This window comes from Achromobacter sp. 1011791174 (genome assembly GCF_059760925.1).
This window is the reverse complement of sequence record NZ_JCBANH010000043.1, coordinates 19,042-37,048: the sequence shown is the minus strand read 5'-3', so window position 1 is coordinate 37,048 and position 18,007 is coordinate 19,042. Positions and strand designations below refer to the sequence as shown.

Annotated in this window: 13 protein-coding genes; 3 read left to right on the top strand and 10 right to left on the bottom strand. The window is 69.3% G+C overall.

Annotated elements, in window-relative coordinates; all coding sequences use genetic code 11:
* Positions 1-82: 82 nt before the first annotated feature.
* The 3 genes from AC6LJ5_RS16325 to pdxR all read left to right on the top strand — a co-directional run bounded on the left by AC6LJ5_RS16325 (position 83) and on the right by pdxR (position 3,521).
* The gene (locus AC6LJ5_RS16325; RefSeq protein ID WP_498141020.1) at positions 83-916 is read left to right on the top strand and encodes a taurine ABC transporter ATP-binding protein; all 834 of its coding nucleotides are present in this window, start codon (positions 83-85) and stop codon (positions 914-916) included.
* Positions 909-1,739 carry an ABC transporter permease subunit gene (locus AC6LJ5_RS16320; protein WP_103274178.1) on the top strand — a complete coding sequence of 277 codons (831 nt, stop codon included), beginning with the start codon at positions 909-911 and terminating at the stop codon, positions 1,737-1,739. Before AC6LJ5_RS16325 ends, AC6LJ5_RS16320 begins: the two co-directional genes overlap by 8 nt.
* A 237-nt stretch (positions 1,740-1,976) precedes the next feature.
* Complete coding sequence (gene pdxR / locus AC6LJ5_RS16315) at positions 1,977-3,521, top strand: MocR-like pyridoxine biosynthesis transcription factor PdxR (protein WP_498141019.1); 1,545 nt, start codon at positions 1,977-1,979, stop codon at positions 3,519-3,521.
* 29 nt (positions 3,522-3,550) lie between these two features.
* On the opposite strand, the gene AC6LJ5_RS16310 is transcribed toward pdxR, so the two are convergent.
* The 10 genes from AC6LJ5_RS16310 to AC6LJ5_RS16265 all read right to left on the bottom strand — a co-directional run bounded on the left by AC6LJ5_RS16310 (position 3,551) and on the right by AC6LJ5_RS16265 (position 17,708).
* A complete protein-coding gene (locus AC6LJ5_RS16310) occupies positions 3,551-4,939 on the bottom strand; it encodes an NAD(P)/FAD-dependent oxidoreductase (protein WP_498141030.1) in 1,389 nt (462 codons plus the stop codon).
* 72 nt (positions 4,940-5,011) lie between these two features.
* On the bottom strand, positions 5,012-5,404 hold the full coding sequence (locus tag AC6LJ5_RS16305) for a nuclear transport factor 2 family protein (RefSeq protein WP_498141029.1): 393 nt from the start codon (positions 5,402-5,404) through the stop codon (positions 5,012-5,014).
* A 167-nt stretch (positions 5,405-5,571) separates the two neighbouring features.
* The gene (locus AC6LJ5_RS16300; RefSeq protein WP_498141018.1) at positions 5,572-6,621 is read right to left on the bottom strand and encodes a CobW family GTP-binding protein; all 1,050 of its coding nucleotides are present in this window, start codon (positions 6,619-6,621) and stop codon (positions 5,572-5,574) included.
* Position 6,622: 1 nt separating this feature from the next.
* A complete protein-coding gene (locus tag AC6LJ5_RS16295; RefSeq protein WP_498141017.1) occupies positions 6,623-8,275 on the bottom strand; it encodes an amidohydrolase in 1,653 nt (550 codons plus the stop codon).
* Between the two features lie 128 nt (positions 8,276-8,403).
* Positions 8,404-9,456 carry an ABC transporter ATP-binding protein gene (locus AC6LJ5_RS16290; RefSeq protein WP_498141016.1) on the bottom strand — a complete coding sequence of 351 codons (1,053 nt, stop codon included), beginning with the start codon at positions 9,454-9,456 and terminating at the stop codon, positions 8,404-8,406.
* Complete coding sequence (locus AC6LJ5_RS16285; RefSeq protein WP_498141028.1) at positions 9,453-10,535, bottom strand: ABC transporter ATP-binding protein; 1,083 nt, start codon at positions 10,533-10,535, stop codon at positions 9,453-9,455. The genes AC6LJ5_RS16290 and AC6LJ5_RS16285 overlap by 4 nt, the downstream gene beginning before the upstream one ends.
* 20 nt (positions 10,536-10,555) lie before the next feature.
* On the bottom strand, positions 10,556-11,509 hold the full coding sequence (locus AC6LJ5_RS16280; RefSeq protein ID WP_498141015.1) for an ABC transporter permease: 954 nt from the start codon (positions 11,507-11,509) through the stop codon (positions 10,556-10,558).
* Positions 11,506-12,474 carry an ABC transporter permease gene (locus tag AC6LJ5_RS16275; RefSeq protein WP_103274171.1) on the bottom strand — a complete coding sequence of 323 codons (969 nt, stop codon included), beginning with the start codon at positions 12,472-12,474 and terminating at the stop codon, positions 11,506-11,508. Before AC6LJ5_RS16275 ends, AC6LJ5_RS16280 begins: the two co-directional genes overlap by 4 nt.
* A 16-nt stretch (positions 12,475-12,490) precedes the next feature.
* The gene (locus tag AC6LJ5_RS16270) at positions 12,491-14,065 is read right to left on the bottom strand and encodes an ABC transporter substrate-binding protein (RefSeq protein ID WP_498141014.1); all 1,575 of its coding nucleotides are present in this window, start codon (positions 14,063-14,065) and stop codon (positions 12,491-12,493) included.
* A 181-nt stretch (positions 14,066-14,246) separates the two neighbouring features.
* Positions 14,247-17,708, bottom strand: coding sequence for an autotransporter domain-containing protein (locus AC6LJ5_RS16265; RefSeq protein WP_498141027.1), 3,462 nt, complete (start codon positions 17,706-17,708; stop codon positions 14,247-14,249).
* Between the last annotated feature and the right edge of the window lie 299 nt (positions 17,709-18,007).

Below are 18,007 nucleotides of genomic sequence, written 5' to 3'. Positions count from 1 at the left end.
CGGCCAGGCCGCGCGCGGCGCCGGCCTGGCCCGGGATCCGGCCCTGTCCGGATCCCGCCGTCATCAAGCAAGGGGAACAGGCATGCCCATGCAGTCACCCGAGGCGCGCGTGCTGTGCGCCGATCGAGTCAGCGTCACCTATCCCGGCCTGCACGACAGCGGCCCGGTGGTCGCGCTGCAGAACGTCAACCTGACCATCCAGCCCGGCGAGTTCGTGGTGGCGCTGGGAGCATCCGGCTGCGGCAAGACCACGCTGCTGAGCCTGCTGGCGGGCTTTCTATCGCCCACGGAAGGCCGCATCACGTTGGCCGGCCGGCCCATCGAAGGCCCCGGCGCCGATCGCGGCGTGGTGTTCCAGAAGCACGCGCTGCTGCCCTGGCTGAACGTGCTGGAAAACACCGAGTTCGGCCTGATGCTGCAGGGCGTGGACAAGCAGACCCGGCGCGCCCGCGCCCGCCGCAACCTGGAGCTGGTCGGGCTGCAGGACTTTCACCGCCACATGATCTACCAGCTCTCCGGCGGCATGCAGCAGCGCGTGGGCATCGCCCGCGCGCTGACCTGCGATCCCGCCATGCTGCTGATGGACGAGCCCATGGCGGCGCTGGACGCGCTCACCCGCGAGACCATCCAGGAATTGCTGCTGGACATCTGGCGCGAGACCGGAAAGATGTTCTTCTTCGTCACGCACAGCGTGGAAGAGGCGCTGTTCCTGAGTTCGCGGCTGATCGTCATGTCGCCGCGTCCCGGACGCATCACCCACACCTTCACGCCGGACTTCAACCGGCGCTTCCTGGAGACCCGCGATGGACGTGGCATCAAATCCAGTCCGGACTTCATCGCCATGCGCGAACAAGTCCTCGGCATCATCTACGGCGACGAGCGCGCCGGCGCCGATGAGCACGCCGTCCATGCCTGACACGACGCGGCCACGCCGCCGGCCGCCCTCGCCCGGCAAGGTCTACGGCGCGCCGGGCGCGGGCTACAGCGGCCACATCAGCCTGCTGACCAGCGTCGCGCTGCTGGGCCTGTGGTTCCTGGTGACCGAGGCCGGCTGGGTCAAGCCGCTGTTCCTGCCCTCGCCGCTGGCGGTGTACGGCAAGTTCGTGTCCGCCATGACCGACGGCGTGGCCAACTCGACGCTGGCCGAGCACGCGCTGGCCAGCCTGTCGCGCGTGTTCGGCGCGTTCTTCCTGGCCTGCCTGACCGCCATCCCGGCCGGCATCCTGATGGGCGTGAACCGCTGGGCGCGCGGCGTGCTGGACCCGCCGATCGAGTTCTACCGCCCCTTGCCGCCGCTGGCCTACCTGCCGCTGGTCATCATCTGGTTCGGCATCGGCGAATTCCCGAAGATCTTCCTGATCTACCTGGCCATCTTCGCGCCCATGGCCATCGCCGCGCGCGCCGGTGTGCGCTCGGTGTCGATCGAGCAGATCCACGCCGCCTACGCCATGGGCGGATCGCGCGCGCAGATCGTGCGGCACGTGATCCTGAAGGCCGCGCTGCCCGAGATCTTCACCGGCATGCGGATCGGCATCGGCGTGGGCTGGACCACGCTGGTGGCGGCCGAGATGGTGGCGGCAGACCGGGGACTGGGCTTCATGGTGCTGAACGCCGCGCAGTTCCTGGCCAGCGACACCGTCATCATGGGCATCATCGTGATCGGCGCCTTCGCCTTCGCCTTCGATCTGCTGGTGCGCTACCTGGAACGGCTGGCGATCCCCTGGAAGGGCCGGATCTGACGTTGCGTCCGCCGTTGGGTCCGTCGTTGGGTCCGCCGCTGCATCCGCTGTGCATCCGACATTGCGCCCCAGGTGGCGCCTGAACCCGCGATAAGGCGGCCGGCAGGGCAATCCCCCATTCCTTGCAGCCCCCCGCTCCTCTATGCTGAAGAACGGAACCGGCCGCCCGTCGCGGCGCGCCGGCACCGGACGCCCCGCCGCTGGCGGCCGCGTCCGCCGCCCTCAGAAGGAGCCGCCATGTCCAGCCAGGCCGCGATGCTCAAGCCTGTGTTGTGGGAACGTCTGTTCGAACGCGAAAGCGCCCCCAATCTCAGCCTGCAGGGCCGCGTGTGCCAGATGCTGGTCTCGGCCATCCTCAGCGGCCACCTGCCGCCCGGCGCGCCGGTGCCCTCCAGCCGCCACCTGGCCGACCACCTGCGCATCGCGCGCAACACGGTGGTGTTCGCTTACCAGCAGCTGGTCAGCGAGGGCTATCTGGTGTCGCGCGAGCGCAGCGGCCATTTCGTCAGCGATTCGGTCATGCAGGGGCATCTGCAAAACCCCGCGCAGGGCCATGGCGCGCCCGCCACAACAACGGCGGCCGATGACGCGCAGCGCCCCGCGCGCTGGGACGAGCGGCTGCGCTTTCGACCCTCGTTGCAACGCAATATCGTCAAGCCGCGCGACTGGCAGAAACAGCCCTACCCCTTCGTCTATGGCCAGTTCGACCAAGACCTGTTTCCCACCGCCGAATGGCGCGAGTGCTGTATCAAGGCGCTGTCGGTGCTGGACATCCGCAGCTGGGCGCCGGACCTCATCACCCACGACGACCCCGCGCTGATCGAGCAGATCCGCACCCAGGTGCTGCCGCGCCGGGGCGTCTGGGCCGACGCGTCCGAGATCGTCATCACCGTAGGTGCGCAGCACGCGCTCTACCTGCTGGCCGACCTGCTGGTCAACGACGACACGGTGGTCGGCATGGAAGACCCCGGCTATCCCGACGCGCGCAATATCTTCGCCAGCCACACCCGCCACCTGCTGCCGCTGCCCGTCGACGAACACGGCCTGATCACCGGCACCCAGCTGCTGGGCTGCGACTATCTTTTCGTCACGCCCGGCCATCAATGCCCCACGTCCGTCACGCTGTCGCGCGAACGCCGCGACAGCCTGCTGGCCCTGGCCAGCCAGGCCGACAGCATGATCATCGAGGACGATTTCGAGAGCGAAAGCCGCTGGGGCGCCGAGCCGGTGCCGGCGCTCAAGAGCCTGGACCGCGAGGGCCGCGTCATCTACGTAGGCAGTCTGGCCAAGTCCTTCGCGCCGGGCCTGCGCATCGGCTACATCGTCGCCCCGCCCGAGCTGGCGGTCGAGCTGCGCGCGCTGCGCCGGCTGATGCTGCGCCATCCGTCCGCCTACATCCAGCGCGCCTTCTCGCTGTTCATCTCGCTGGGCCACCACCATTCGCTGCTGCGGCGCCAGTCGCAGGAGTACCAGAAACGCGGCGCCGAGCTGGCGCGCGCGCTGGCGCGCCACCTGCCGGACTTCCGCGCCGCGCCCATCACCGGATCCTCGTTCTGCTGGCTGGAGGGTCCGCCCTGGCTCGACGCCGCCGAGCTGGCCGAGGCCGCGCTGGCCGATGGCGTGGTGATCGAGCCGGGCAAGGTGTTCTTCATGGACGACGCCAGCGCGCCGCGCAACTTCCTGCGGATCGGCTTCACCTCGATCCGGCTGGAGCAGATCGACCCGGGCATCGCCCGTCTGGCCGAGGTGGTGCGCCGCTACCGCATGCGGGCGGCGGCCTGAGGGGGGGCCGGCGCGCCGGCCCCCGGTCTTCACAACATCTCGTCGCGCAGGTAGTACCAGCGGTACAGCAGGCTCTGGCCGAGCCGGCGGAACGGCGCGAACAGATGGCCCGGCAAGGGCGAGTCGTAGATCGGCAGGTCCCATTTCAGGCCGTCCTGGCCCATCAGCCGCTGCGCCAGCCGGCGGCCGGCATGCGCCGAGAACGACACGCCGTTGCCGCCATAGCCAAACGCGTAATAGACCTGCTGCGCCGGATCCGGCTGGGTCACGCGCGGCATCATGTCGTGGCTGACGTCCACCCAGCCCCACCAGGAATAATCCACGTCCACGTCGCGCAGCGACGGGAACTTGCGCGCCAGCCCGGCCTTGAGCAAGGCCAGGTGGCGCGGGTTCTGCGCGTCGGCGCCATGGACCGCGCTGCGGCTGCCGATCTGCACGCGGCCGTCCGGCAGCAACCGGTAGTAAAAGCGCAGCGTGCGCGTGTCGGTGATGAAGACGGTGCTTTTCAGGCCGGCCGCCTCCAGCTCCGCCCGCGACAGCGCGCGCGTCACCAGCGAGTTGGACAGCACCGGCATGATGCGGTTGTCCAGCAGCGGATTCACGCCCTGCGCCGTGTAGCCGCCGGTGGCGAAGGCCACGCGCCGCGCGCGCACCGTGCCGCCGGGGGTCTGCAACAGGTAAGCGCCGTTCTGCGCGCGCCAGCCCCGCACCGGGCTGGACGGATGGATGCTCGCGCCCAGCGCGCGCGCCTGGCGCAGGTAGCCGTAGGCCAGCTTGAGCGGATGCACGCCCACGCCGTCCGGCTCCAGCAGCGCGCCCACGGCCTCGTGGTCGTCCACGTAGCGCTCGCGCAGCTGGTCCTTGCTCAGCATGCGCGTGTCGTAGCCGAAGACCTCGCGCATGACGCGGCTCTCGTTCTCCAGGAAGGCCATCTTCTTCTGCCGATGCGCCGTGTACAGATGGCCGCCCGGCTGCGCGTCGCAGTCCACCTGCGCCACCAGGCTCTTCCAGTATTCGAAACCCTCGCGGATCTCGGCGTCCAGCCGGCGGGCCGTGTCCAGCCCCCAGCGCTGGATCCACTGCGAGCGGTACAGCCTTCCCGAGGCGTTCTGGCCCTGGCCGCCGTTGCGGCTGGTGCAGCCCCAGACCGCGCGGTTGGCTTCCAGCACCACGGCGCGCACGCCGTAATCGCGCGCCAGCGTCAGCGCCGCCGACAGCCCGGTGAAGCCCGAGCCGACCACGGCCACGTCCACCTCCATGTCGCCATTGACCGGGCCGTCGTCCTGCGGCGGCGGCCCGGCGGTGGCGACCCAGTAGGTGGGCGCGTAGTCCTGGCCCTGCCCCGGCGGCGACACCAGCGGATCGTAGGCCGGGTCATAAGGCCGGGGGCCGGCGCGGCCCGGCGTCGAAGCGTCCATGCGGGCATTCATCCGCGCATCCATGCGAGCGTCCATGCTTGGGCTCCCTGCGGTATCGGGGCGGCGGCCGCCTCAGGCGCGCGCCGGCAAGGCCGGGCGCTGCTTGCGGTAGGCGTTCTTGACCTGGATCTTGCCGTTCTTGAAGGTGAACACGTCCACCATGTCGGCCTCGACCCGCGAGCCGTCCGCCGCCGTGCCGGTGAAGGTCGATTCCGACACGCCATGCTCGCCGCAGACCCAGTGACGGCCGTTGCGCCACTGCGCGTCCGGAAAGTTCTGCCAGGCCGCCGCGAAGGCGCGGCGCACGGCGTCGGGTCCCTCGTGCCGCGCGCCCCACTGATCCGGTCCGGCCACGGTCAGGAATACGCAGTCCTCGCTCATGAAGGACATCAGCGCATCGATGTCATGCCGGTTCCATGCGGCCGCGAATTCGGCCAGCATGTCCACGCTGACGCTCTTGTCCATGGTGGTCCCCATTGCCTGCTCTCCTCTGTGGGCCTGTAGTGGCGGAACGGCGCGCCGCCCAGGCCCGCGCGGCATGCGCCATCGTCAGGATCAAGGTACGCGGCCGCCGTTGGATGGACTAGAACCAGACGGGGGGAATCGCTTGCACCAGACGGGGCGCGCGACGCTCAACCACCCGCCGCCGCATCCAGACAGGCCGCGATCTCATCCGCGCCAACGGCCCCGCGCATGCCGATCAACACCAGTCCGGGCTCGACGGCATCGTCCGGACGCCGCGCCTGCGCGTCGAAACGCAGCCGCCGGCCCGCCCATTGCGCCAGCACCCAGCCATGCCGGTCCGTGCGCACCCAGCCCTTGGCGCGCATCAGCGGCCGGGGCAGGAGCTTCATCTGATCCGCGAAACGACGCGCGTCCAGCAGCGGCGGCGCGCGCCAGACCCAGGTGTCGAAGGGATGCGCGGGGTCATCCGGAGGAGCATGGGCGCGACGCCCCGGCGCATCCGCCTCCAGGTGGGAACATGCGGGACCGCGACCATGCGCGTGCGCCACTCCATGACCACTGTCAGGCGCGTGCCCCTGCCCGGCCACCCGCGCGCGACTCCCTGGCGCAGGCGCATGCCAATCTCCCGCCAGGCACTCCAGCCCGACGCGGCCCTCGCGCGCCTCGACCATTGCCGTGCCGCCGGTCTGGCCATGCAACCAATGCCGCAGCGCATCCAGCGCCTGCGCGGACACCAGATCGGTCTTGTTCAGCACCAGCAGATCGGCCGCGCGCAGCTGCCGCGCCACCGTGTCCGCCAGCAAGGGATCGGCCGCCGCCTCGCGGATCGCGGCGGCGTCGACCAGCACCGCCACGCCTTCAAGCTGCAGCATCGGATCGGCCAGCCCGACCTGCGCGATGCGCGCGGGGTCGGACACGCCGCTGGCTTCGATCACGATCCACTCCGGCAGCGGATCCAGCGTCAGCACCCGCGCCAGCGCCTCGTCGAGGCCGCCGGCCAGCGAGCAGCAGACGCAGCCATTGGCCAGCCGCAGCACCTGCCCGGCGCTGTCCGCCAGCAGGCCCGCGTCCACGTCCACCGGCCCGAAGTCGTTCACCAGCACCGCCGCGCGCCGCCGGTCCTGCGCCAGCGCATGGTTCAGCAGCGTGGTCTTGCCCGCACCCAGGAAACCGCCGACCACGGTCAGCGGGATGCGTCCGCCCTTTGCGCCGTCCATCTCAGGCGTCCGAGGCCATCGGCCGTCCGCCGACGACGGTGCCCGACACCCGCGCGTCCTTCAGGCGCTCGGCCGGCAAAGCCGAGGGATCATCCTCCAGCACGCAGAAGTCCGCATGCTTGCCGACCTCGATGGAGCCGACCAGATGATCCATGTGCAGCGTGTAGGCCGCGCCCAGCGTGATGGCGCGCAGCGCCTCGTCCACCCCGATGCGCTCGGACTCGCCCAGCACCCGGCCCGAGGATGTCGTTCGCGTGGCCGCGCACCAGGCGGTGAACAACGGCCCCAGCGGCGTGATCGGCGCGTCGGAGTGGATGGCGTAGCGCACGCCCTCGCGCGCCGCCGTGGCGCAGGCGTCCATGCGCTCGGCCCGGTCCGGCCCCATGGTCTGCGCATAGTGCGCATCGCCCCAGTAGTAGATGTGGTTGGCGAACAGATTGGCGCACAACCCCAGGCTGGCCATGCGCCGGAACTGCGCCGCGTCCGCCATCTGGCAATGTTGCAGCGTGTGCCGGTGGTCCGGCCGGGGATGGCTCGCCAGCGCCCGCGCCACCGCCTCGATCGCCACCTGCGTGGCCTCGTCGCCATTGGTATGAATGTGCAGCTGCGCGCCGGCCTCGTGATAGGCCTGCACCAACCCGTCCAGCTCGCCCGGCGCCGTCACCCAGATGCCGTTGGGCGCGCCGTTGTGATAGCCGGGCCAGCGCAGGCGCGCCGTGAAACCCTGGATGGAGCCGTCGACCACCAGCTTGACCATGCCCAGGCGCAGCTTGTCGTGGTTCAGCGCCGTGGCGGCGCGCAGCGTTTCCAGGCAGCGCGCCGGATCGCCCGGAAAGGCCAGCGCCGAGGCCGCCGGCACGATGCGCACCGGATAGTCCGGCTCGGCCGTGATGCGCGACAGCCGCGCCAGCCCTTCCCCTTCCAGCTCGTTCACCAGATCGGTGGCGGTGGTGACGCCGGCGCGCCGCGCCACCTGCCCGAACAGCCGCAGCCCGTCTTCCGATAGACCCACGGTGCGGAAGGGATTGCCGATCAGGCGTATCACGGGAAACATGGCGGCGAATTCGCATAGCTCGCCGCTGGGGCTGCCGTCGGGCAGGCGGGTGATGCCGTCCACGTCGGTATCGGCATCGATGCCGGCCCGCGCCAGCATGGCGCCGTTCACGTTCATCAGGTGCATGCTGGCGTGCATCACCACGACTGGACGTTCACTGGACACCGCGTCCAGGTGGCGGCGGTCCATGCGCTCGCCGCCGAAGTAGATCGGATCGAAGCCCCAGCCGATCAGCGTCCGGTCCGCGGGCAGCGCGGCCTCGGCTTCGCGCAGCCGCGCCGCCACCGCCTCGAAGCTCTTGAGCCCGGTCCAGGTCCTGCCATCCGGACCACGACGATCGTAATAACCCACGTACACGAACTTCCACATGCCGCCCTCGGGCAGATGGCAGTGGCCTTCCACCAGGCCGGGCATCAGCACCTGGTCGGCGTAGCGCCGGTCCAGCTCGGCCGGCCCCCAGGTCTTCAGCTCGTCCAGCCCGCCCACGCCCAGGATGCGGCCGTCGCGCACCGCCACGTGGGTGGCGCGCGGCCGGGCCGGATTCATGGTGAGGATGCTGCGGGCCTGGTAGATCGTGGTCGGAACGGCGGGCTGGGACATGGATCGGACTCCTGTGGCGGGATAGTGAGAAAGCTGCAAAGCGGGACGCGGCCGCGAAGCCCCGCCGCCAAGGCCGGGGCCGGGCGCATCGCGCCCATGAACTTGCCGGCCACTGAACTTGTCGTCATCTACAGCGGCGCGACCAGCGCGCCGTCGCGTCGCTCGACGAAATGGCAGGCCACGTCATGACCCGGCGCCACCTCGCGCAGCGGCGGCTCGCTGGCTGAACAAAGCGGCTGCGCGGCCGGACAGCGCCCCGCGAACCGGCAACCCGGCGGCGGATCCACCGGGCTGGGCGGATCGCCCGCCAGCCGCACGCGGCGCGCGGCGGCCTCGCGCCCGCCGCTCACGGTGGGCACCGCCGACATCAGCGCCATGCTGTAGGGATGCAGCGGCCGCGTGAAGAAGGCGCGGCGCGAGGCGCGCTCGATGATCTTGCCCAGGTACATCACCGCGATGTCGTCGCAGATGTGCTCGACCACCGCCATGTCGTGCGAGATGAACAGGAAGGACTGGCCGCGCTCGCGCTGGATCCGGCGCAGCAGGTTCAGGATCTGCGCGCGGATGGCGATATCCAGCGCCGACACCGGCTCGTCGCAGACGATCAGGTCCGGCCCGCTGGCCAGCGCCCGCGCCACGTTCAGCCGCTGCCGCTGGCCGCCGGAGAACTGGTGCGGATACAGCGCCTGCTGGTCCTGCCGCAGGCCCACCAGCTCGAACATCTCGGCCACGCGCGCCGCGCGCCCGGCCGCCGGGCCGATGTCCATCAGGTCCAGCGGCGCGCGCACGATGTCGCCGGCGCGCTGGCGCGGGTTGAGCGAGGAATACGGATCCTGGAACACCAGCTGGAGCCGGCGGCGCATGCGCCGCAATGGCTCGCCGCGCAAGGCGGTCAGGTCCTGCCCGTCGAAATGGATGGCGCCGGCGGTGGGCTCGGACAGGCGCAGCACCGACAGCGCCGTGGTGGTCTTGCCGGAGCCCGACTCGCCCACGATGGCCAGCGTGCGGCCCCGCGCCAGCTCGAAGGACACGCCGTCCACGGCCTTGACCGTGGCGGTCCGGCCGCCGCCGCCCGATACGGGGAAATGCACGGCCAGGTCGCGCACCGACAGCAGCGGCGCGGAGGCGGCCGGGGCCGGAGTATGGATTGAGGCCGGGGTCGAGGTCGAGGTCTGGATCATGATTGCCCCTCCACATAAAGCCAGCAGGCCACGCCATGCTCCGCGCCGGATGCCGCGGCGTCGGGAGCCGGCGCGGCATCGACGTCCATGCGTATCGCGCCGGCCCCCGACGGCCGCGCCAGCGGCGGAAACGCCTCGCCGCAGCGCGGCATCGCCCGCTCGCAGCGCGCCTGGAACGGACAGCCCGGCCCGCGATCCCAGATCGACGGCACCACGCCGGGGATCTCCGGCAGGTCCGGCCGCGCCTCGTCCGGCTCGCGGTCCAGCTCCGGCAGGCAGGCGATCAGGCCCTGCGTGTACGGATGCAGCGGCTCGGTCAGCACGTCGCGACAGGCGCCCTGCTCGACGATGCGCCCGCCATACATCACCACGATGCGGTCGGCCATCTCGGACACCGCGCCCATGTCGTGCGTGATCATCAGCACCGCCGTGCCGCGCCGCGCCTGCTGCTCGCGCAGCAGGTCGAAGATCTGCGCCTGCACCGTCACGTCCAGCGCGGTGGTCGGCTCGTCGGCGATCAGCACGGCCGGATCGCAGGCCAGCGCGATGGCGATCATCACGCGCTGGCGCATGCCGCCGGACATCTGGTGCGGATAATCATCCACGCGCCGCTCGGGCGCGGGTATGCCCACCGAGCGCAGCATCTCGATGGCGCGCGCCCGCGCCCGCGCCTTGTCCAGGCCCTGGTGCAGCCGCAGCGGCTCGGCGATCTGCTCGCCCACCGTGTAGACCGGATTCAGCGCGGTCATCGGCTCCTGGAAGATCATGGAAATGCTGTTGCCGCGCACCTGCCGCATCGCGCCCTCGTCGCGCGCGGCCAGGTCCTCGCCGCGCAGCAGCACGCGGCCGCCGCCGATGCGTCCGGGCTCGGGCACCAGCCGCATGATGGCCAGCGCGGTCATGCTCTTGCCGCAGCCGGACTCGCCCACCAGGCACAGCGTCTCGCCCGGCCGCAGCTCGAAGCTGACCGCATTGAGCACGTCGGCGCTGCGGCCGCGCGCGCGAAAGGCCAGCGTCAGGTTCTCCACGCGCAGCACCGGATCGGCCGCGCCGGGGGCCGGCGCGTCGCCGGGCGTCATCGCCTGCAGGACGGCGGCGTTCATAGCCGTCCCCTGGACGCCGGATTGAGCGCGTCGTTCAGGCCGTCGCCGATCAGGCTCACGGCCAGCACCGTCAGGAAAATCGCCGCGCCGGGCAGCGTCACCGCCCACCACGCGGTCAGGATGTAGGGGCGGTTGCTGCCGATCATCAGCCCCCAGCTCATGACGTTGGGATCGCCCAGCCCCAGGAACGACAGTCCGGCCTCGAACAGCACCGCCGTGCCCACCGCCAGCGTGGCCGACACGATCAGCGGCGCCAGCGCGTTGGGCAGGATCACGCGCCAGATGATGCGCGCGTCGCCCGCGCCGATGACGCGCTCGGCCAGCACGTACTCGCGCCGCTTGAGCCGCAGGAACTCGCCGCGCGCCAGCCGCGCCGTGCCGGTCCAGCTGACCACGCCGATGGCGATGGCGATCGTCGCCAGCGACGGCGAGAACAGCGTCACCAGCACCATGGCGAACAGCAGCGTGGGCAGCACCTGGAAGAACTCGGTGACGCGCATCAGCGCCTCGTCGATCCAGCCGCCGTAGTAGCCGGCCAGCGCGCCCACCGTCACCCCGATCAGCACCGACAGCACCGCCGCCACCACGCCCACCAGCAGCGTGGCGCGGCCGCCGTGGACCAGGCCGGTCAGCACGTCACGCCCCAGGTAGTCCGTGCCCAGCAGGAATTCGGCGCCGGGCGGCTCCATCGGCGCGCTGACGATCTCGAAGGGATCGGCCGGCATCAGCGCCGGGCCGAACAGCGTCACCGCCAGCACGGCGGCCAGCAGCAGCAGGCCGACGACGGCCGAGGGATTGCGCAGGAAGGCGCGCAGCGCCTCGCGCGACTGGCGGACCGGCGCGCGGCCGGGCGCGGCGGCAGCGCCCGTCGCCACGGCGGCTGCGGATGAAACGGACGAGACGGATACAGCGGATACGGCGCCCGGCGGCGCGGCGGGAATCTGGCTCATGATGTCTTGATCCGGGGATCGACCAGCCGATAGGCCAGATCGGTGAGCTGGTTCATCACCACCACCAGCAGGGAGGCGAACAGCAGGATGCCCAGCAGCGTCGGATAGTCGCGCCGCAGCACCGAGTCGAAGGCCAGCCGGCCCAGGCCGGGCCAGTTGAAGACCGTCTCGACCAGGATGGCGCCGGCCAGCACGTTGCCGAACTGCAGGCCCAGCATCGTCACCACCGGCAGCACGCCGTTGCGCAGCGCGTGCTTGTACAGCACCGTGCGCTCGGGCAGGCCCTTGGCGCGCGCGGTGCGGATGTAGTCGGCGGACAGCGCCTCGATCACGCTGGCGCGCGCCAGCCGGCTGTATTGCGCCAGGTAGACGAAGCCCAGCGTGCAGGCCGGCAGTACCAGGTGATGCAGCACGTCCAGCGCGCCGGACCAGCCCAGCTCGGACGCGCCCGCCGTGCGCATGTCGGACACCGGGAAGATCGGCAGCATCGACGCGAACAGAATGATGAGCAGGATGCCGGTCCAGAACACCGGCGCCGAGTACCCGACGATGGACAGCAGCGTGATGCCCTGCGACAGCGGCCCGTTGGGCTTGCGCGCGGCCAGCGTGCCCAGCAGCGTGCCGGCCAGGAAAGCGCCCAGCACCGAGGTCACGACCAGCAGCAGCGTGGCCGGCACGCGGTCCCAGATCAGCTGCGTCACCGGCAGGTTGAAGAAATAGGAATGGCCCAGGTCGCCGCGCAACACCTGCCCCAGGTACAGCCCCAGCTGCGCGATGAAGGGCTTGTCCAGCCCGTATTGCGCGCGCAGCTGGGCGCGCAGTTCCTCGCTGATGCCGCCCATCGAGCCAGCGATGGTCTCGACCGGATCGCCCGGCGAAATGTGGATCAGCAGGAAATTCAGCGTCACCACCGCCAGCAGCAACGCCAGCGCATAGGCCAGCCTGCGTCCCAGGTATCTCAACATGGCGCCCTCCTCGGCCTTATTGCAGCCAGGTCTCGTCCAGCGGCGACAGCACGCCCCAGATGCCATCGGGCAGGCCGTGGACCTTGCGCGAGGCCAGGGTGTGGTACGGGATCACGGTCAGGAAGTCGATCGGCAGGTCTTCCGTGACCAGCTTCTGGAACTCGGCGTACAGCGCGCGGCGCTTGCCCTCGTCGGTTTCCACGCCCGCCTGCTCCAGCAGCGCGTCGACCTTGGGGTTCCTGTACGACTGGGTGTTAGTCCAGACGATGTCGCGGATGTTGCTGGACAGATAGGTCCGGTGCACGCCGATCACCGGGTCGCCCCAGTTGAAGACGATGTCCGTGGTCAGGTCGAAATCATGGCTGGCGATGCGCTTGGCCCAGGTCGGAAAGTCCGGCGAGGCGCGCACCTGCACCGCGATGCCGACCTTCTTGAGCTGGCTGCGCAGGTATTCGGCCACGTTCTTGCCCTGCACGTCGCTGCCCGGCATGTAGTCCACCGTCAGCGTCATGCGCTCGCCCTTGCCGTCCTTCTTCAGGCCGGCCTCGTCCAGCAACTGCTCGGCGCGCTTCAGGTCCAGCGGATACTTCTTCAGGTCGGCCGAGGCATAGGGGCTGGTGGCGATGATGGGGCCGTCGGCCACCGAGGCGAAGCCGCCATTCAGCGCCTTGGCGATGAAGTTCTTGTCGATGGCGTAGGCGATGGCCTGGCGCACCCGCGCGTCGTCGAAGGGCTTGCGCGCGGTGTTGAAGGCCAGCCAGCCCAACCCGCCGATGCCCTCGTAACCCTTGCTGGTCATGGACAGCGCGGCATTGTCCTTGGCGCGCCGCAACAAGGTCGGCTCGCTCATGTAGGGCAGCGCCTGCACGTCGCCGCGCTCCAGCCCGATCAGCAGGTTGGTGGCGTCCGGGTTGATCTTGACCACCACGCGGTCCAGGTAAGGCTTGCCGGGCAGGAAGAACTTGTCGAAGCGCTCCAGAACGATTTCCTGGCCGGGCTTGAATTCCTTGAGCCGGTACGGCCCCGAGCCAACCAGATCGGCCGAATTGCGCGGATGCGATTTCAGGTCCTGGCCGTCGCCGTAGATGTGCTTGGGCAGCACCGGCATCAGCGCCGGCGACATGGACAGCAGGATGGCCGGATGCGGCCGGGACATGCGCAGCACCGCCGTGTGCGGGTCCGGCGTCTCCACGCTGTCGACTGGCGCCAGCATGGTCTGGAACGGATGGTTCTGCTTGACCGCCATGACCGAGAACGCCACGTCCTCGGACGTCACCGGCTTGCCGTCATGGAACAGCGCATCCTTGCGCAGATGCAGCGTCAGCGTGCGCGCATCGGGCGACAACTCCCAGGATTCGGCCAGATATGGCTGCGGCTTCCAGTCCGCGTCAAAGCGCAGCGGGCTGGCGAAGAGCTGCGCGCTGGGCAGCGCCGTGGCGACGCCGGACTGCACCGCGCCGTTCAGGTGGCGCGGCACCTGCGTCGAGCCGATCACCAGCGTGCCGCCCGTCTTGGGCGTTTCCGCCGCGCCGGCCGAGCCGAGCGCGAACGCGGCGAGCAAACCAGCCAGGATATGTTTTGCGCTGCGCATGTCGCTTCCCCCTTGGAATCGTGGTCCATCGGCCGCTTCGTGCATGCCGACGGCCTGGGGTCAAGCGTAGCCACGCGCCGGAGCCGGGCTTAGTACCAAAACGCCGCTGTCGTTGGTGCCAGTAAAAGATTGCAGGGCGCGCCCGGGACGCCGGCTGATGACACAGCGCCCCGGACCGCCGTCAGAACTTCCAGTTCAGATTGCCGCGCACCGCGTGTTCCGAGCCGTTCCCGGCAAGCAGGCCGCCATAGGACAGCCCGGCGCTGAACCGCTCGTTCACGACCAGCTCCGCCCCCAGGTCGATCAAGGCGCTGTTGCGCTCCAGCGCGGCGGTCGCGACGCGAAAGGACGCCCCGCCCGCCACGAATCCCAGGCGCGCCTGCTGCGTGGCGCCGGTCAGCACATACTGCCAACCCAGCCCCGCCGATAGCTTCAGCTGCCCGGCCCGGCCCATGTCCAAGGCGGTCTGGCCGCGCAATCCCAGCGTGGACAGCGCCGCATGCGTCCCGCCGCCACGGTCCTCGAGCGCCGCGCCGCCGCCGCTCTCGCGCTTGCGATGGGTCTGCTGGCTCACATAGGCCAGGCCCGCATAGGGTTCGAACACCGTGGTTTCGCCCAGGAAACGGCGATAGCTCGTTTCGGCGAAGAACTGCTGGGTATCGCCGCTGAAGCGGCCTTTCAGCTCGTCCGACGCGCCCTCATAGGCGACGCTGCGCTTGACCTTGCCATCGTGCCAGCTATGCGCCGTGCCCAGCAGCAGCCCCCAGGCGCCCGGCCGCCAGCTCGCATAGGCGCCCAGGTGATAGCTGTCCACATCGGACGAGGCGCTCATTCCCGGGACGCGCACCTGGTTGCGTCCGTAGCCCGACACCAGCCCCGCGCGCAGCGTCGGCGTCAGGCTGGCGTCGCCGCCCGCCCAAAAGCCGGTGACGCGGCTGCGGTAGCCATCCACCCCGTCGCCGCTGCCGGCCCGGCTCCATGCCCCCAGCGGCTGTACCCAGACTCGCGGTCCGTCCGCCATCCCGACGCGCTGTTGCTGCGTGATGACGGCCTCGCGCAGCAGGCGGCTGTCGCGCATCAGCGCCGCCTGGGTCGCCGGATAGATCTCGCCGGCAAGCTGCCGGAACGCGCCGCTGGCCTGTTCGGCGCTGGCCAGGCCCAGCACGCTTTCATAGAGCGGCGTGCCGGCCTCCAGCGTCTCGAGCGCGGCGGCAACCCGGCGTTCGTTCGGCGTGCGGGCCACGCTGGCGAAGGGAGTCGCGTTGCGATCCAGCCGCAAGCTCAGGCCTTGCGCGCCGTAGCTCGGCACGGCCCCCAGGAACAGGAAGTTCGGTTCGACCACGTCAAAGCGGCCTGTCAACCCTCCTGCCGCCGTCAGCACCTCTAAAGTGCGGCCCTTCAGTGACCGCGCCTGCGCCAGGTCGAGCAGACCGGGAGCGAATTCAAGCCGCAAGCCCAGCGCGCCGCCTGTGACCGTGGCCTTGCCCCCGGCGATGATCCGGTCGAAATCCGAGCCGTCGGCCTTGATCTCGACGTCGTAGCGCGAGCCCGGCGCGAAGCTGACATCGCCGGCCACCCGCAAGGTACCCACCGAATGGCCGGGCGATACGGTGCCGCCGGCATTGACCGCCAGCGCTTGCAGCCTGCCATTGCCGCCCAGCATCCCGCCTTGATTGATCGTTACCTTGCCGCTGACGCCGTCGACGGACGCCGCTCCGCCATTCAGGGTGATGTCGGCGCTGACACCCCGCACCGTGAACATGCCGGTCGCGTTGACCAGCGTAGGCGAAGTGATGGAGCCATTCGCGTCGATCACCAGCTCGCCGCCGTTGACGCGCGTCTCGCCCATGTAGGTATTCCTGCCGGCCAGGATCAAGGTGCCGCCGCCGCTCTTGGTCAGGCCCGCCTCGTAGGCCGCGGGATCGGCCAGCTTGCTGGTGAGCCGGGCAATACGTTCTTCCGTGATCCTGTATTCGAATTGCAGGGCGGCCTTGACCGCATCGACATCGCCGTCGGCAATGCCAAACGTCGTGGCGTTGACCTTGGACTGGAGTTCCCGGCTGATGCTGACGGCAACCCACTGGTAATTGGGATTCGCCGCGTAGCTCGTCAGATACTGGCCATTTTGTATACCCGCAAGGAGCTTAGACAACACGGAAGCCGCCACGGGATTGTCCTGGACCGCCTGATACTCGGACGAGAATTTCTGCGTCCCGATAGCGACCGCGAGCTTTTGCAATGCCGAGATTGCGCCGCGACGCAATCCGTCGAAGTAAGCGCGCTGCCTATCGTCCGGATACCCGCCAGGCATGCTCGCCTTCCTGGCCTGCCAGCCATCGACCTCGGCCTGATCCTCCTTTTTTCTTTGGACGATGGCCTCCTGGGAGATATCGTTGGTCCATGTATCCTTCTGCCCGCTGGGCAGGTTGAAATCGCCGCGACCCAACAGCTGGGCAGGACCGTTCATGGCCTTGCGCAGGTCCACCAGCCCCCAGCCGCCGAATTCGTTGGGATACTTGGCGGAACCCGCCATGGCCGGCCGGACATCGCTATACAGCGTATCGTCATAGTCAACGCTGCGGCTTGGATCGGGCACCATGGTCCGCGCCGTGGTGAACATCACCATCAAGGCCTGCTCATTGCTCATGTACGGAAACCGCTCCATGATCAGAGCCAGGGCGGCCGATGCGTGCGGCGCGGCAGCCGAGGTGCCATTGAAAGTCTGGTAGCTGGCACTGGATGGCTTGGGGGCATTTCCGTCGAATGAAGGGGATTCGACCCCGGTGGGCGCCATGACGCACCACCACTTCGCGATTCCACACTGGTTGTAGACCTGCCCAACCGTCTGGCTATAGCCCGTCGTCGTCAACCAATTGCCTTCGAGCTCGGGGTGAAAATACGGATAGGCGCCGCGCATGCTGGCATTGCCATAACCGGAGTTACCCGCACTGAAATTATTCACCACGCCGCCACGCGACGCCTTGGCGGCGGCATCCAGCCATGAACCCGCGCCCGACTTGGCGCGCACCTCTTCATGCTGGCGGTAGGCATCGATCACATTCGCCAAGGTATCGTACTTTTCGGACGGCGGCTGCGAGCCCCAGCTGTTGCTGATGATGCGCACGCCGCTTCTTGCCAGCGCGCCATACACCTCGGAGAGATACTTGGCGTCCGATGCCGGGTACTTGGGATCGGCCACCCCAAACAAAAAGCCATCGCTTGCATTGGTATTGGCGACAAGCACCCTCGCATCCGGCGCCACGCCATGCATGCCCAGGCCATCGCGAGACGCCCCGATCACTCCGCTCACCCGGGTACCGTGCGTGTCATTCCTGGCGTTCAGCACGCCCGGTATGCCGGCCGCAAGGATGGGAGAAAACCGGCTTGGCGCAAGCTCGGGATGCTTGTCGTAGTAGCCGGAATCCAACACCCCGATGACTGCGTTCTTCCCCGTATAGCCGGCGGCATAGGCGTACTCGGCATTCATCGCGCCCAGCCCCCATTCCTCCATGAATTCAGGCGTTCTCCAGCTGTCCGGCTTGCCGGGCTGTCCCGGCTCTACATACGGAGAACCCGACACCCCTGATCCCGGGATCGATGGACTCTGCGCCATCACGGACGGGCCCGCCAACTGCGCGCTCATGCCAGTCCAGAATATTCCCTTCAGCACCCCTGAACGTGCTGTCCTTCCCCATGATTTTTTCTTCATCGCTCTCGCTTCCCGTCGGTGCCATGCATGCGAAATGGAACTTCTTTGAAACAGCGCATGCGAGGCTAGCACCGGGGCGTGCGTAGCGATTACTCGTCTCGATAATCCGGAATCATCTGATCGTGTTAACCCTAGCGGGTCGATGACTTGCGGGCGCGCGCAAGCTTTCCGGGCGCGGTGCACGGCCAAGTGCGACGCCCAGGACCCGCGCCCGAGGCGCGCAAGAGACAGAC

Coding starts and splice junctions, on each gene's coding strand:
- AC6LJ5_RS16325 (WP_498141020.1), top strand. CDS start 83: ATGCCCATGCAGTCACCCGAGGCGCGCGTGCTGTGCGCCGATCGAGTC.
- AC6LJ5_RS16320 (WP_103274178.1), top strand. CDS start 909: ATGCCTGACACGACGCGGCCACGCCGCCGGCCGCCCTCGCCCGGCAAG.
- pdxR (WP_498141019.1), top strand. CDS start 1,977: ATGTCCAGCCAGGCCGCGATGCTCAAGCCTGTGTTGTGGGAACGTCTG.
- AC6LJ5_RS16310 (WP_498141030.1), bottom strand. CDS start 4,939: ATGGACGCTTCGACGCCGGGCCGCGCCGGCCCCCGGCCTTATGACCCG.
- AC6LJ5_RS16305 (WP_498141029.1), bottom strand. CDS start 5,404: ATGGACAAGAGCGTCAGCGTGGACATGCTGGCCGAATTCGCGGCCGCA.
- AC6LJ5_RS16300 (WP_498141018.1), bottom strand. CDS start 6,621: ATGGACGGCGCAAAGGGCGGACGCATCCCGCTGACCGTGGTCGGCGGT.
- AC6LJ5_RS16295 (WP_498141017.1), bottom strand. CDS start 8,275: ATGTCCCAGCCCGCCGTTCCGACCACGATCTACCAGGCCCGCAGCATC.
- AC6LJ5_RS16290 (WP_498141016.1), bottom strand. CDS start 9,456: ATGATCCAGACCTCGACCTCGACCCCGGCCTCAATCCATACTCCGGCC.
- AC6LJ5_RS16285 (WP_498141028.1), bottom strand. CDS start 10,535: ATGACGCCCGGCGACGCGCCGGCCCCCGGCGCGGCCGATCCGGTGCTG.
- AC6LJ5_RS16280 (WP_498141015.1), bottom strand. CDS start 11,509: ATGAGCCAGATTCCCGCCGCGCCGCCGGGCGCCGTATCCGCTGTATCC.
- AC6LJ5_RS16275 (WP_103274171.1), bottom strand. CDS start 12,474: ATGTTGAGATACCTGGGACGCAGGCTGGCCTATGCGCTGGCGTTGCTG.
- AC6LJ5_RS16270 (WP_498141014.1), bottom strand. CDS start 14,065: ATGCGCAGCGCAAAACATATCCTGGCTGGTTTGCTCGCCGCGTTCGCG.
- AC6LJ5_RS16265 (WP_498141027.1), bottom strand. CDS start 17,708: ATGAGCGCGCAGTTGGCGGGCCCGTCCGTGATGGCGCAGAGTCCATCG.